Below are 14,636 nucleotides of genomic sequence, written 5' to 3' on the forward strand. Positions count from 1 at the left end.
TCCGTCCGCGATCGCCGTCCGCCTTTTCCTCTTGACACCTCCGATGCCCGAGCTTCCTGAAGTCGAAACGATGGTCCGCGGAATTCGCGACGCCGTGGAGGGGACCCGGATCGTCCGCATCCGGAGATGCCCGTCGCCGTGCCGTCCCCTGCAGATCACGCCGGGCCTCCGCCAAATGGCCCGCCGCGCGGAGGGCCGGACGATCGTCGCCGTCCAGCGGCGGGCGAAGCGGATCGTCCTGAAACTCGACGACGAAGCGGCCGCGGACCGCAGTGACGGGAGTGGAGGGGGCGGGTTCGTGATCGAGCCCCGTATGACCGGCCTGATGCTCCTCTCCGATCCACCGAACACGAAACACCTCCGCCTGGAATGGCAGCTCCTCAAAGGGAACGAGGAACGGCGGCTGTGGTTCTGGGACCAGCGGGGGCTGGGGACGATCTCGCTGCTCGACGCCGAGGGCCTTTCGCAACTGCTCGACGGAGGACGGCTCGGCAAGGACGCTCTCGACATGGCTCCCCCCGACTGGACCGCGATCTGCCGGGCGACGTCGCGGCCCATCAAGGTCCTGCTCCTGGACCAGTCGAAGGTGGCGGGAATCGGAAACCTCTATGCCAGCGAGATCCTGCACCTGGCGCGGATTCATCCCGAGACTCCCGCGGACCGGCTGACCCGTCCGCAGATCCAGCGGATGGGGGCGGCAACGCTGGAGATCCTCCATGCGGCGATCCGCCACGAAGGCTCGACCTTGAGCGACGGGACCTACCGCAACGCCCTGAACCAGGACGGCGGCTACCAGAACTCCCACCGCGTCTACGACCGGGCTGAGGAGCGCTGTCCCACCTGTACCAAAGGGGTCATCGTGCGGATCGTCCAGGCCCAGCGATCGACGTTCTACTGCCCCCGCTGCCAGTGATTCGTGTCCCCCTCCAGCCGCAGCCCGAGAGACTTCGGAAAAGTGCCCGGTGCGGCAAAACGGATCGGGTAGAAACCATTGCAATCATCGGGACGGTCCACTTGAATATGGGGAACTTGTCGGATCTGCGGAAGATGCGTACTGATGACTCCCGACACACGTGAGTCACTGGCCGCAGGGGACCTGTGACGGTCTCCCTTCTGTACCGACGCCATTCAGAGACTTGGTCAGGAGGAAAGCCGTGCCTCAGAAGACGCTCGTTCATCACGTCCTCGTGGCCCTGCAGGTGGCAACGGTTCTTTGTCTTCCCCTCAAGGTGGAGGCCCAGGACGAGTTCGATGCACCGCGGCCCGTCCCGTCGACGGTCCCCGGTCCCACCCCGGCTCTCGCCCCGGCCCCTGTTCCCGCTCCGACCCCGACCCCCGCTGCTGCCGGCGAAGAACTCATTCCGCTGGCGGCTGAAGAGCGTCCCCAGGGACTGCGGCTCTCCAGCCAAGGCGCGCTCTCCGGCCGCTTCATGGTTGCGGACGGGATCACCGGAAAGAAAGTTCCGGCCCGCAAGCTCTCGATCCGCGTCCTGAAGGACGGCCAGGTCGTTTCCCGCACGCGGCCGGGGGCCGGCGGAGTGTTCCAGGTCAAGAAGCTCGGCATCGGCGCCTACTCGATCGTCGCCGAAGGGCCGGACGGGTATTTCTCGAGCAAGTTCCGCGTTCTGCCCGCCGCGGCCGGAACGGTCTCGGAGGCCGATCAGGCCCTGCAGATCGACGCCGCCGTGGTCCATCCGATCAATGCCGCCGTCGCCAAGTCGATCATCCGGAACCGGTTCCTGCCGGTCGACCGGAACCTGACCCGCGCCATGGCGGAGACCTTCCGCGGCGATCCGCGGGACGGCGAAACGGTCCCCCTCGTGACTCCCTTGCTGACGCTGTCCCGGACCGGCGAACTCAAGGTCCGGCTCAGCGGCCTGACCCCCGGAAAGACCGAGCAGATCCGCAGCGTGCGGAGCGACGGATACCTCCTCCAGGGGGGTAAGGTCGTCGGACAGGTGACTTCGGACGCCACCGGGGTGATGCAGTTCGAGGGAATCCGCCCGGGCGCCTACTCGTTCGTCGTCCTGAACGTCGTCGACAAGGCTGTGGCCCCCGGTGCCTGGTCGAATCAGCCCCGCGCCGGCTTCGTGGCGATGGGCGTTCAGGTGGTCGGAGGACCGACCGCCGCCGCGATGTCGATGAAGCTGCCGGAAGGCCAGCAGTTCGTGCAGGCGGACGGCTCGGATGTCAACGAGATCGAAGGGGTCGACAGCACCGAGGGTGAAGGGGCGATGGACGATTCTGCCGTCCCGCCTGACGAACTGCCACCGCCCGGCCCGGGAGGCGGAATGGTTGCGGGCGGCGGCGGAGGCCCTGTCGGCGGCGGCGGAGGGGGTGGAGGAGGCGGCCTCGGACTGGGGCTGGCAGGTCTCGCCGCCGGTGCCGGAATCGCCGCAGCCCTGGCAGCCAACGACGACAACAACGGCGGCTCGGCGGCTCCCGCCAGCCCGGCCGCGAATGCCCAGAACGTGAACCCGTAGAGACTCGCCAGGGGAGCGAGTCGTCTCGCCGCGGCCGAGGCCTCCTGGCCGTGAGCCAGAGGGTGGTTGTCTCCGTGAGACTCATCCTCCTATCGCGTGATTCGTCGGCACGGAGCGGGCTCCCGACGGGAGCCCGCGCGGCCCATCCGGCCGTCCGCCGCGAGCGAAGTCGAATTCGCTTCGTCACTCAGGACCACTGGGCCCTTTGCGTTTCGCTCCCGGGATGTCCCGCTTTCTTTCGTTTCTCGGCGGCGGAATTCTCCTGCTGGCGGTCCTGATCGCCCCCTGGTGGATCGCAGGCGTCAGCGCTCAAGCCCAGTTCTGGCTCTTTGCTGCGGTCGGAATCGCCGGCGCGGCGTGGTTGCTGTCGCTGCCAGGGAACAATCGCCCCGCGGCCGGCCGCCCGTTCGTCATCCCGCTCCTCCTGTGGCCGATGGCCGCCTACGTCGGGCTGGGACTCTTCCAGCTTTGGCCGGTCGCGACCAGCCCCATTGCCACTCCTCCCTCGGCGTCCCTCCACAGACTCCCCTGGGAACGGCCCAACGTCCCGGAGCCATCACAGAGCGCGGCCGCGAGCGAGTCTTCTCCCCGGGACGTCCTGGGGGCCTTCAACCGGGCATCGACTCTCTCCCCCGCTTCGACGCGGTTCGTGATAGCGCGGCTGGCCTTCGCCTCCCTCGCCATGTTTCTCAGCGCCCAGGTCTTCGGCGATCCTCGCTGGACGCCGTGGCTGTGGCGGGGGCTGGCGCTCAACGGCGTCGCCCTGGCGTTCTTCGGCCTTGTCCAGATGCTCACCTGGAACGGGAAACTGTTCTGGACGATCCCCCTGGAGCTGGGTGGGCAGCCGTTTTCGACCTTCGTCAACCGGAACAACGCGGCCGGGTATCTCAACATCTGCCTGGCGGGAGGAATCGCCCTGCTGGCGGCTCCCTCCATCGATCCGACATCGTCCGACACGGATTGGGACCGGCCCAGCTGGGCACCGACCATCGATCCGCGAACGGCCTCCATCGCGTCCGGGCTGGCGATCGCCCTGATTGCGACCGGCATCCTGGCGTCCGCCTCGCGGGGAGGGGCGCTGGGGCTGATCGGCGGACTGGCGGCCGCGGGACTGCTCGCCGTCCGGCGGGGGGGAGGGATGAAACTGCTGGCCGCCCTGGCAGCGCTGGTCGCGGTCACGGTGGGGCTCGCGGCCTGGACCGGCGCGGCGAATCGGCTGTGGAGCCGTCTCGACTCCCCCGCCGCCGAGGCGATCCGCGACAACGGACGATGGGCCCACTGGAAGGACGCCCTGTCGGTCGTGGCGGATTTTCCGCTGACCGGGACCGGACTCGGAACGTACCGCTTCGCCTCCCTGCCGTACCAGACGCACGCCTCGGACATGCGGTTCGTCAACGCGGACAACCAGTACGTCGAAACCCTCGTGGAAGCGGGAGCCTTCGGGCTCGCCAGCGGGCTGGCGGGGCTCGCCCTGCTGGCCATCCTGGTCTACCGCATGAGCCGGACCGGAACCGATCCGCCGCTGTGGGGGCCTGCGCTCGCCGGAGCGGCGGTTGTCGTCAGCCAGGGAGTGTGCGCCTTCTTCGACTTCGGTCCGGTCGTGACCGCGAACATGCTGCTTCTGGCAGTGGTGAGCGGCGCCCTGTGCGGCCAGTGGTCCCGGAGTGTCCCGACATCGCCGGGCCGTTCCGAAGGCCGATCTTTGTCCGCCCGCTCGATCGGCCGCATCACCCTCGTCGTGCTCCTCTTCTCGGCCGGAGGCTGGGGGCTGCGGGAAGTCCACGGAGTCGCCCGCCTCGAGGAGATCCGTGAGCGGGTTCCCGCCCTGGAGGGACCGGATGCGATCGACGACGCCGCACTGCAGCGGGTCCTCGCGGAGCTCGACGGAATCCCGACGGACAACCCCGAGGTCCACCAGTTCGCCGCCGATCTGTGGGCCCACCGGTTCCGGCTCGCGGTCTTCGCGCAGGCCCGGCGGGACGAGCCGCAGCGGGCCGTCACGGACCTCTGGGCCTCCACGCAGCTGCCGCTCCTTCATCGGCAGGCCAACGAGTGGGCCGCGGATGGGCAGGAAGAGCGCCTCGCCATCCTCGAGCAGGATCCGGACGTCCGCGCGCTTCTCGTCCCCTGCGTGGAGCGGCTGCGGCGGGCGGTCGCCTGCTGTCCTTTCTATCCGCGGAGCGACCTGATGCAGGCGGCGCTCGCCTTCGTCCGTTCGCCCCGGGCGCCCGCCGGGCTCGATGAGATCCATCGCGGACTGTGGATCGCGCCGACGCTCGAGCAGCCGCTCCTGACGGCGGCGGAACTGTTCGACTCGTGCGGCGAAACAGAGCTCGCCCGGGCCTGCTGGAAACGATGCCTGAGCTTCTATCCCCTGGCGATCCCGAATGTCCATCGGCGCGTCGCCGGTGCCATAAAATTCGACGACGAGCTGTCGCAGATTCTTCCTGATTCCCCTCGACTTCTGCTCACATTTGCCCGGGAGACTTTCGCCGACGAATCCCACTCGTCCGAGCGTAACGCGGTGGGACGGAAGGTTCTCGAACTTCTGGCGCAAAGCGGAGTTTCCGAGACGTTTCCCGAAGCGGAACAACACCGCCTAAGGGGGGAGGCCTGGGAGTTGCGGGGGGACTGGGACGAGAGTATTCTCTCGCTCCAACAAGCCATCTCTCTTGCTCCCTTGGAAGCGGATACTCGTCTGGAGCTCGCTCGAGTTCTCCGGAAAATGGGGAGGCATTCCGAGGCCCGAAAGCAGGCGTCGATCGCGGTGTCGCTACGGCCGCGAGACGTCGATGCACGGAGGTTGTTCGATGAGCTGCAGAAACTTGAGAACCGCGCTCCGTCTTCGGAGCCAGTTCCCTGATTGCCAGCCGGACGCGACTTCAGGCACGTTGCCTGAGCGCAAGGAATCTCCAATGTGATTTGCCAGGCGCAGGAATGAGCGCCTCTCGTGCGACGGAGTCGTGGCCGAGAAAGTCCGGTTGCTTCGCAATCGCTTTCCCGGCGTCCTGACGCGAGTCTCCCTGGGAGTTCAAAGCGTTCCCCACCGCCTGCCGCGGAGGGAGCCGCACCGCCGACGGGTCGTCCCCGAGGCGGACGGCCACGCGAGCTCTCCCGGACGTATGGACGGAACTGGAGCGGTAATGTTTCCATTCATGATCGTTGGCGCGGCCGCGGTGTGCGGCATCGTGCTGACGCCGATGGCGCGGGAATTGGCCCGCATGCTGAACATCGTCGACCGCCCCGACGGTCGGCGAAAGCTGCATGCCGAGCCGACACCGCTCGGCGGCGGGATGGCGATCTTCGCCGCGATGGCGCTGACCGCGGTCGTGGCGATGGCGCTCTCCCCCGAAGTCCGCGCCCTGATCGCCCGGGAGTCCCGTTTCCTGTGGGGACTCCTGGCCGCCGGGATCGCCATCGTGACGGTCGGCCTGCTCGACGACCGGCTGCAGCTAAGGGGGCGGCAGAAGCTCCTCGGACAGGTCATGGCCGCGGCGCTCCTGGCTTCGTCCGGACTCTACGTGCGGCGGATCGTCCTCTTTGACTTCCCGATCGACCTGGGAGTGATGGCGGTCCCGTTCACCATCTTCTGGATCGTCGGAGCGATCAACGCCCTGAACCTGATCGACGGCATGGACGGCCTGGCGGGGAGCGTCGGAGTCGTCCTGAGCCTGGCGATCGCCGTCATGGCGTGGATGACCGGGCACGCCGCCGACGCGCTCGTGGCGCTCACGCTCGCCGGAGCGATCGGAGGTTTCCTCCTCTACAACCTCCCCCCCGCGTCAGTCTTTCTCGGGGACAGCGGGAGCATGCTCATCGGGCTGGTCCTGGGGGCTCTCGCAATCCACAGCTCGATCAAGGGAGCGGCGACCGTCGCCCTGGCGGCCCCGACCGTGATCTGGGCCATTCCGATCCTCGACGTCAGCATGGCGATCGTCCGCCGCAAGCTGACCGGCCGCAGCATCTACGAAACCGACCGCGGCCATCTCCACCATTGCCTGCAGCGATCCGGTCACAGCGGACCGAGGACGGTGCTGCTCGTCGCCGCGCTCTGCACGGCGACCTGCATCGGGGCCCTGATCGGCGTGGCCCAGAACAGTGAGTGGCTGGCGCTGCTGACGGTCCTGGTGGTCGTCGCGGTGCTGGTGGTGTGCCGGGTCTTCGGCACCGCCGAGTTCCTGCTGATGTGGACCCGCGCCAAGTCGATCACCCGCTCGATGATGAAGCTCCCCCGCCAGGACGAGAGCACCCCCCGGCTTCCGGAGCGGGCCCGGCTCACCGGGACGCGCGACTGGGACGACCTGTGGGAGACCCTGACGGTCTACGCGGAGCGCTTCGACCTGAGCATGGTTCAGCTGAACGTCAACCTCCCTGCCCTGAACGAAGAGTATCACGTCCACTGGCACCGCCGCCGCGGAGGCCCCGAGCACCTGGAGTGGACGACCGACATCCCGCTCCTGGCGGGGGACGTGACCGTGGGGCGGCTGAGGATCCGCGGGCAGCCGTCGGAAGGATCGGTCTGCACCTGGATCGGGGAGCTCGTCTCCGGCCTGCGGCCTTTCGAGGCCCAGATGGTGAGTCTGGTCCTCGAGCAGTTCGAGGACTCCACGCGGCTGGAGACCGCCGCGGTTCCCCTGGTGGCGAACCCGGAGGCGGCCGTCTAGGGGAATTCCGGTGAGCACGGGGCGCCCCGGAACGGGAGTCTCGTCACGCAAGTGGTTTCCTCGGCGGAGCACGATCGAGCAGGACGCACTCGGGTCCAGGGCGGAAGCCGGATCCTCCGCCGCGGACAGGAAAAGCCGAACCGCAGAAAGCGGACGAAGGAACCGGCACGGAGAATCAGGAATGGCAGTCTGCGGACTGCCGGTTCATAGCGCGCTACGTCATGATACGAAGCGCCTGGATGGGCTCGGGAGGATTTCCTCCCGACGCGCGAACGGAGTCGCGGTTGGATGACACGCATTGGCAACGACGTTCTTCTGTGGGGTGCTGGTCACCCAAGGGAACGGAGTGCGCGCAGCGGGCGCCCCAGAGAGACGAATGCCGATCCTCGACCGCGAACCGGACATCTTTCCCGCCGACCTCTTCACCCGCTTCCCGGGTGAGACGGCCGGTTCCGCCGAGGCCAACCTCGATGACGCGGGAAGCTGGTGGGCCGTCTACACGCGGTCCCGCCAGGAAAAGGAGCTGATGCGGAAGCTCCGGGCGATGGAGATCTCTTTCTATTCGCCGCTCGTCCCGCACCGCTCCCGTTCCCCCCAGGGGCGGATTCGGACCTCGTATCTGCCGCTCTTTTCGAACTACGTCTTCCTGTACGGCGACGCCGAGGCCCGGACGCGGGCCCTGACGACGAACACAATCTCGCGGACGATCGAGGTCGAGAATCCCGCGGTTCTGGTCCGCGACCTCCGCCAGATCCACGACCTCATCGCCCGTGGCTCCCCGGTCACCCCGGAAGCAAAGCTGCAGCCGGGGGCGCCGGTCCGCATCCGCTCCGGAAGCATGAAGGGGATCGAGGGGACCGTCATACAGCGGCACGGCGAGATGCACCTCATCGTAGTCGTGAACTTCCTCCAGCAGGGGGCGTCGGTCAAGCTGCAGGACTTCGAAGTGGAGAGCCTCGGATGAGGCCGATCGCAGCATGTCCGTCCGATCAAGGGCTTTGCAGCAACCCGGAGGGCCTGCTGCGGGCGAATTGTCCGGATGGGGATTTGAAACTGCTCGCCGGAACTGGCACGATGCCCGGTTCGGCGGGACCGGCGCCGTTGGAAGCGGCGCCGGGGGCAGATGCTCCCGGTTGCCTCACCGGATTGTGAAAACGGAATTGCGGACATGGGAATTCGAGGGGATTTTGAAGACGAGCTCTCCGAGAAGTCGGACGAGCGGACCGTCAACTTCCTGGCTCTCACGTGGCGGTATCTCTGGCTGCTCATCCTGTTCGGGGGAGTCGGGACCGGTGCGGCCTACCTGCATTTCCTGAAGCAGCCGCCGATCTACCAGTCCTCCAGCACGGTCCTGGTCACGGGCGACCGGCAGCAGCAGGCCAACCCGCTCGGGACCGAATCGGGATTCGCCCAGGGGATCACGCAGACGATGCCCCACCAGATGCTGATCGGAAGCCCGCTGGTGGTCCGCAAGGCGGTCGAGACGCACGACCTCCGCAAGCATCCCGCCTTCGCGGGGGAGAGCGACCCGGCCTCCCGGATCGTGCGGGGGCTCAACGTCCTGGCTGACTCGAAGACGCCGGACGTCATCCGGATGTCGTTCCGCGACAGCGACCCGGAGGTCTGCCAGGTGGCGCTCGAGGCGGTCCTCGATGGCTACCGCTCCTATCTGGGTGAGACCCACCAGACCACGAGCAAGGACGTGGCCGAACTGATCAAAGAGGCCAAGGACGTCCTCCTCAAGCAGCTGGAGACCAAGGAGGACGAGTACCACAAGTTCCGGCAGGATGCCCCCCTGCTGTTCGCCAAGGAGGAAGGGGCGAAGAACATCCACCAGGAGCGGTTGGCCGGGATCGAACAGGCGCGGTCCGCGCTGCTGATCGCCCTGCACGAAAAGACCGCCGAGCTCGACTCCCTCAAGAACGCCATGGCGCGGGGAGGGAACCGCGAGGCACTGGCGCTGATCATCAACGCCAACAAGGAGTCCAGGGAGAACGGCCTCCCTCAGGAAAAGTCTCCCGTGACCGAGCTCTTTCCGCTCCTGCTGGACGAGCAGATGCTGCTGGAGACGCTTGGTCCGGACCACCCGAAGGTGACCGCCGTCCAGAAGCGGATCGAGATCACGCGGAAGTACCTGACCGAGAGCCTGGCGGAGGAACGAAAGAACGCCGGCGAAAACCCGATGCTGAAGGGGGGAAAGCGGCCGGATCTGGTCTCCCTGTACCTCGAGTCCCTCCAGCACGAGGTCGACGTCATCCAGACGAAGCAGAAGGAGATGAACCTTCTGTTCGACCAGGAGAAGGAGGCGGCCAAGTCGCTCGTCGCCTATGAGGTCCGGGACGAGAGCCTGCGGAACGAGATCGCCCGGACGTCGAAGCTCTTCGAAGGGGTGGTCAAGCGGCTCGATGAAATCAGCCTCGTCAAGGGCTACGGCGGCTACGAGATGTCGGTCCTTTCCCCCCCCACGGAAGGATTTCTGACGGGACCGGTGATGGCCCGCTATCTCGCCCTGGGGGCGGTCGCGGGGATCGCGGTCGGCTACCTCCTGGCCTACCTCCTCGAACTGAACGACCGCAGCTTCCGCGATCCGGAAGAGGTCCAGACGTCGCTCGGCCTGCCGGTCGTCGGCCACATCCCGGTCATCGAGCTCGCGCGGGCCGACCGGCGGTCCAACGACGCGGTCCATCCCTCGCTCGTGACGTTCCACCGCCCGAAGTCGCGGCTGGCCGAAGCGTACCGGGCGGTCCGCACCTCCCTGTACTTCCGGACCCGCGGCGAGCCGCTCAAGGTGATCCAGGTCACGAGCCCCAATCCCGGGGACGGCAAGTCGACGCTCAGCGGCAACTTGGCGATTTCCATCGCGCAGACCGGTAAGCGGGTCTTGCTGATGGACGCCGACTTCCGCCGGCCGCGGATCCACAAGCTGATCGGACAGAACACGTCGCTCGGCGTGTCGTCGGTCATCGCCGGAACGGCGGAGTTGGTGGACGCGATCCAGGACACCCCCGTCGAAAACCTCGCCGTGCTCGGGTGCGGCCCCCGTCCCGACAATCCGGCGGAGCTCCTGACCGGCAAGCGGTTCGACGAGCTGCTCGGCGTCCTGCGGGAACAGTATGACTTTGTCATCATCGACACCCCGCCGCTCCTGGCGGTGACCGATCCGAGCGCCGTGGCGCCCCGCGTCGACGCCGTGATCGTCACGCTCCGCATCGCTAAGCGGACCCGCTCGGAAGCCCGGCGGGCGATGGAGGTCCTGGGGAGCGTGGGGGCGAACGTCCTGGGGGTCGTGGTCAACGGAATCAGCAGCCGGAAGGGCTACGGCTACTCCGGCTCCGGCAATCGCGGATACGCCTACGGAGAGGGGAAGGCCGGGGTCTACTACTCCGAAGAAGAGCATCCCGCCTCGTCCCTGACCTCCCAGTCCTGATCGTTTTCCGGCCTCGTTCCTCCTGTTTCGCGAACGGCCCCAACGCGGGCCTGCGACCCCGGGTGGATCAGGTCCGCCGCTTTCCGAAGAAATGTCCGAGCTCCTGGTCCTCGCCGCCGGCCTGATCGTCTGCCTTTCGGCGGGCCGCGCGTTCCTGCGATCGCGCGATCCGCTGTGCCCGGCGGTGATCTTCGCCCCGATGCTCGTCTACATCTATTCGTATCATCCGCTGACGATGATCAGCAGCGGCAGCCTGGCGCAGTTCTTTCCGGACCCCGGCCGGGTCGACTACGTCCTGATGATCAATCTCCTGTCGCTCCTCGCGTTCTGCGCCGGGCTGCAGGCCCACCAGGCGCCGGTCGCCCGCGGCGGGGGACGGCTGGACGAGCTGATGCTCTCGGGATCCTCCCGGCGGCGGATGATCCGGATGGGGTTCGCCATCGGGACGGTCGCCGTCGGCGTCTTCGTCAGCATGGTGTGGGCGACGGGTCCGGGACTGTGGCGGATGGCCAAGCCCTTTCTGAGCTCCCCGATCGACAGCGGGTACTACCGCGAGCTGCCGAATCTGGCGTTCCCCGCGGCGTTCCTCGTCGCCCTCGGCTGGGGAGGGACGCGGCTGACGCCGGGCAAATTCCTCACGCTGCTCTACGTCCTCTCCCCGATGATCGCCTGGTCGATCATCGGCGGCCGGCGGGGGCCGATGTTCCTTTCGGCCGCCACGCTCGCCGGCGGCGTCGTCATCATCCGCCGCAAGATCCCGAACATCGCCAGCGTCCTGGCCGGACTCGGGCTGGCCGGCGTCCTGATGCTGCTGCTCGTCGACAACCGCAGCCTGCTTCGCCCCTGGACCGGCGACGTCCAGACCGACTCCTTCGTCGACACGCTGACCGGGGACGCCATCTCGGAAGGGGACGAGTTCGTCGTCGCCATGGCGACAATCCTCGCCTCCGATCAGCTTGAGAGGAACTACTGGGGGGCGCGGTACTTCGTCCAGTTTTTCATCCGGCCCATCCCGCAGGAGCTGTGGCCCACGAAGTACCGCGACTGCGACATGGAATGGATGCAGACCGCCGCCGGCTCCTCCGGAATCGGGACGGGGGAATGGATGAGCGAAGTCGGCTTCGTCCCCTACAAGGGGTCCTCCATGGGCTTCATCGCCGACCTGTTCCTCGAGTTCCACGCCGGCTGCATCGCCGCGGTTTATCTGATCGGCCACCTCTACAGCCTCGCCTGGCAGCGGTCGCGCGTCCGCCGGGGACTGTGGACGATCCTCTATTTCGAGATGCTGATCCTCTCCATCTACCTGCCGACGCAGAGCATCGGAGCGTGGCTCTATCGCCTGCTGATCCTCGCCGTCCCGACGCTGCTCCTGATGGGGTATCTCGCTCCCCGGCTCGCGTCCCGTCGGCGGGCTCCGGCCATTCGCACCTGGATTCCGTCTCCCGCCTGACGCTCCCCATCGCCCTCACCGGGCGGAAGTCGGTCTCCCCATCGGGCCGCCCCGCCGTCTTGCCCATCCGCACATGAGTGATCCGAGCGTGCTCCACGCTCCTGTTGCCGAAAGTCTCACGGTGCCGGTCTCGCCCGCCGCGCGCGAGACCCGGGACGACGGCGCGGGACCGCACACCGCCGCCGCTCCGACCGCGTCCCCCCCTCTCCGGATCTGGCTTCTGACGAATGTCCCGAGCCCCTATCAGGTGGAGTTGCTCGCGGCCGTCGCGGCCCGGCCGGAAATCGATCTCGACGTTCAGCTGATGCGGGCTCAGAGCACCGCCGGAAGTTCCACGGCGACCGGGTTCCCCGGCCGAGTCCTGTGGGGGCTCGCGCCCCGTTCCTGGCGGGACGAAGTGCGGCTCCACCCGCAAGCGGTCTGGGCGTGCCTCATCGGCCGGTACGACGGCTTTGTCCTCTCGGGATTGATGAACAGCGTCACGTTCTTCGCCTGCATGACCGCTCTGCGTCTCCGCCGCGCCCCGTGGGCCGTCTGGCTTGAGCGTCCGCGGTCCGCCGGCTCGGCCTGGCGGAGGCGATGGCTCACCCGCGGCCCGGTCCGCTGGCTGAGGAACTGGCATGTGCGGCGGGTCCTCGCGAGCGCCCGGCGGGTGATCGGCATCGGCCGCGCCGCGGCGGATGAGTACGCCCTCCAGGGGGTCCCGGCCGAGCGCCTCGGCGTCCTTCCCTACTGCTGCGACATCGGACGGTTCGCGCCCGCCTCCCCACTTGTTCGCGAGGAGATCCGGCAACGGCTGGGAGTCGCCGGGCAGGTCGTGTTCCTCTATTCCGGTCAGCTGATCGAGCGCAAAGGGGTCGACACCCTGCTCAGGGCGTTCCACCAGATCGCCGCCGACCACCCCAACTGGACGCTGCTGCTGCTCGGCGATGGCCCGATGCGGCAGACGCTTCAGTCCCTGGTCCCGCCGGCGCTGGCGGGGCGGGTCCAGTTCCTGGGACACGTCCCGCAGGGAGATCTGCCCGACGCCTTCCGGGCCGCCGACGCTTTCGTTTTCCCGTCGCGGCACGACGGCTGGGGAGTCGTCCTCAACGAGGCGTGCGGCGCCGGGCTGCCGATCATCGCCACGCGGCAAACCGGCGCGGCCCGCGAGCTCGTCGTTAACGGGGTCAACGGATTCCAGGTCGAGTGCGACGACGTCGAGGCCCTGGCGGCGCGGATGAGTGAACTCGGGAGCGATCCCGACCTCCGCCGGACCTGCGGCGCCGAATCCCGGCGGCTCGTCGAGGGGCTGAGCGTCGCCAGCGGCTCCCAGATGTTTCTAAGCGAGATGCAGGCGCTCCTGGGGGCGGAGACTGGTCGGCGGCCCGCCGCGGAAGGAGCCGCCCCGCGATGAACATCCTTCAGGTCATCAACTCCGCCAGCCCGCTCGGAGGGGGACCGATCGAATCGATCCTTCAGGCCGCGCGGGCGGTCGCGGAGCACGGCCACACGATGGAGATCGTCAGCGTCGACGATCCCTCGGCCCCGTGGCTTGAGTCGATGCCCGTTCGCGTGCACGCCCTCGGTCCGGCCCGGACGCCGTATCGGTACTCGGGGCAGCTCGTCCCGTGGCTCCGGGAGCATGCCGACGACTACGACTGCGCCGTCGTCAACGGCATCTGGCTCTATCCGAGCTATGCCGTCTGGCGCGTGCTGGCCCGTCGCCGGATCCCGTACTTCGTCTATGCCCACGGACTCCTCGATCCCTCGCATCACCGGACCTTCCCGGTCCGGCGGCTGAAGAAGATGGTCTCCTGGGTGGCGACGGAGCGCCGTGTCCTGGACGACGCGGCGGCGGTCCTGTTCACCTGCGAGGAGGAGCGCCGCGGAGCGGAGCAGGCGTTCTGGCCCCCGCGAGCCCGGGACAACGGCGCGATCCTCCCCTATTGCATCGGGGCTCCCCCCAGCGACATCACCCGGCAGACGGAGGCGTTCCTCGCGCGGTATCCGGAGCTGCGCGACCGGCGGCGTCTCCTGTTCCTCAGCCGCGTCCATCCCAAGAAGGGGCTCGACCTCCTGATCCGCGCCTTCGCGGCCCAGGCCGATCGGGACGAGACGCTGCACCTCGTGGTGGCGGGGACCGGCGACCCCGCGTACGTCGCCAGTCTCCAGGCCCTGTCGCAGTCGCTCGGGATCGAGCGGCGAATGACCTGGACCGGGATGCTGACGGGGGACCTCAAGTGGGGCGCGTTCCGGACCGCCGAGGCGTTCCTCCTCCCCTCGCATCATGAGAACTACGGGATCGCGGTCGTCGAGGCGCTCGCCTGCGGAACGCCGGTCGTGATCTCCTCCGCCATCAACATCTGGCCGGAGATCGAAGCGGACGAAGCGGGGCTGATCTGCGACGACAACGCCGCCTCGGCCGCTACCGCCCTTGGGCGCTGGCTGGACCTCGATCCCGCCGCGCGGCTGGGGATGCGGGACCGCGCTGCGGCGTGTTTCGCAACCCGTTTTTCCGCGGAGCAGGCCTGCCGGCAGTTCCTGGACCTGCTGCGCGCGAGCGGCGTCGGCGACCGGCCGCGGCCCTCGCGGACGATCGCCGCCACCTGATCTATGCGTAAGGATTCCCG

General features: G+C 68.0%; 9 protein-coding genes. All 9 read left to right on the plus strand.

The features are described from left to right. Positions 1–43 precede the first annotated feature (43 nt). The 9 genes from mutM to VT03_RS02565 all read left to right on the plus strand — a co-directional run bounded on the left by mutM (position 44) and on the right by VT03_RS02565 (position 14,616). Positions 44–913 (plus strand): bifunctional DNA-formamidopyrimidine glycosylase/DNA-(apurinic or apyrimidinic site) lyase, encoded by an 870-nt coding sequence (gene mutM / locus VT03_RS02525; RefSeq protein WP_075096894.1) that lies wholly within the window; start codon positions 44–46, stop codon positions 911–913. 241 nt (positions 914–1,154) lie between these two features. Beyond that, entirely contained in the window at positions 1,155–2,483 is a 1,329-nt protein-coding gene (locus VT03_RS02530; RefSeq protein ID WP_075091530.1) for a hypothetical protein, read from the plus strand. A gap of 223 nt (positions 2,484–2,706) precedes the next feature. After that, a complete protein-coding gene (locus VT03_RS02535; RefSeq protein ID WP_156514243.1) occupies positions 2,707–5,346 on the plus strand; it encodes an O-antigen ligase family protein in 2,640 nt (879 codons plus the stop codon). A gap of 280 nt (positions 5,347–5,626) precedes the next feature. Further along, positions 5,627–7,147: an MraY family glycosyltransferase gene (locus VT03_RS02540; protein WP_075091532.1), complete on the plus strand. Its 1,521-nt coding sequence runs from the start codon at positions 5,627–5,629 to the stop codon at positions 7,145–7,147. Positions 7,148–7,523: 376 nt separating this feature from the next. After that, positions 7,524–8,111 carry a transcription termination/antitermination NusG family protein gene (locus VT03_RS02545; protein WP_075091533.1) on the plus strand — a complete coding sequence of 196 codons (588 nt, stop codon included), beginning with the start codon at positions 7,524–7,526 and terminating at the stop codon, positions 8,109–8,111. A 204-nt stretch (positions 8,112–8,315) separates the two neighbouring features. Then, positions 8,316–10,574 carry a polysaccharide biosynthesis tyrosine autokinase gene (locus VT03_RS02550; RefSeq protein WP_075091534.1) on the plus strand — a complete coding sequence of 753 codons (2,259 nt, stop codon included), beginning with the start codon at positions 8,316–8,318 and terminating at the stop codon, positions 10,572–10,574. A gap of 91 nt (positions 10,575–10,665) precedes the next feature. Continuing rightward, a complete protein-coding gene (locus VT03_RS02555; RefSeq protein WP_075091535.1) occupies positions 10,666–12,024 on the plus strand; it encodes a hypothetical protein in 1,359 nt (452 codons plus the stop codon). 73 nt (positions 12,025–12,097) lie between these two features. Then, on the plus strand, positions 12,098–13,420 hold the full coding sequence (locus VT03_RS02560) for a glycosyltransferase family 4 protein (RefSeq protein WP_082845886.1): 1,323 nt from the start codon (positions 12,098–12,100) through the stop codon (positions 13,418–13,420). Then, a complete protein-coding gene (locus VT03_RS02565; protein WP_075091537.1) occupies positions 13,417–14,616 on the plus strand; it encodes a glycosyltransferase in 1,200 nt (399 codons plus the stop codon). The genes VT03_RS02560 and VT03_RS02565 overlap by 4 nt, the downstream gene beginning before the upstream one ends. Positions 14,617–14,636: the final 20 nt, after the last annotated feature.

This window comes from Planctomyces sp. SH-PL14, assembly GCF_001610835.1.
Classification (GTDB): domain Bacteria; phylum Planctomycetota; class Planctomycetia; order Planctomycetales; family Planctomycetaceae; genus Planctomyces_A.

What these genes read in the sequence shown, in the direction of transcription:
- VT03_RS02540 (WP_075091532.1), top strand. Translation starts at nt 5,627, where the DNA reads ATGTTTCCATTCATGATCGTTGGCGCGGCCGCGGTGTGCGGCATCGTG.
- VT03_RS02565 (WP_075091537.1), top strand. Translation starts at nt 13,417, where the DNA reads ATGAACATCCTTCAGGTCATCAACTCCGCCAGCCCGCTCGGAGGGGGA.
- VT03_RS02545 (WP_075091533.1), top strand. Translation starts at nt 7,524, where the DNA reads ATGCCGATCCTCGACCGCGAACCGGACATCTTTCCCGCCGACCTCTTC.
- VT03_RS02560 (WP_082845886.1), top strand. Translation starts at nt 12,098, where the DNA reads ATGAGTGATCCGAGCGTGCTCCACGCTCCTGTTGCCGAAAGTCTCACG.
- VT03_RS02555 (WP_075091535.1), top strand. Translation starts at nt 10,666, where the DNA reads ATGTCCGAGCTCCTGGTCCTCGCCGCCGGCCTGATCGTCTGCCTTTCG.
- VT03_RS02535 (WP_156514243.1), top strand. Translation starts at nt 2,707, where the DNA reads ATGTCCCGCTTTCTTTCGTTTCTCGGCGGCGGAATTCTCCTGCTGGCG.
- mutM (WP_075096894.1), top strand. Translation starts at nt 44, where the DNA reads ATGCCCGAGCTTCCTGAAGTCGAAACGATGGTCCGCGGAATTCGCGAC.
- VT03_RS02550 (WP_075091534.1), top strand. Translation starts at nt 8,316, where the DNA reads ATGGGAATTCGAGGGGATTTTGAAGACGAGCTCTCCGAGAAGTCGGAC.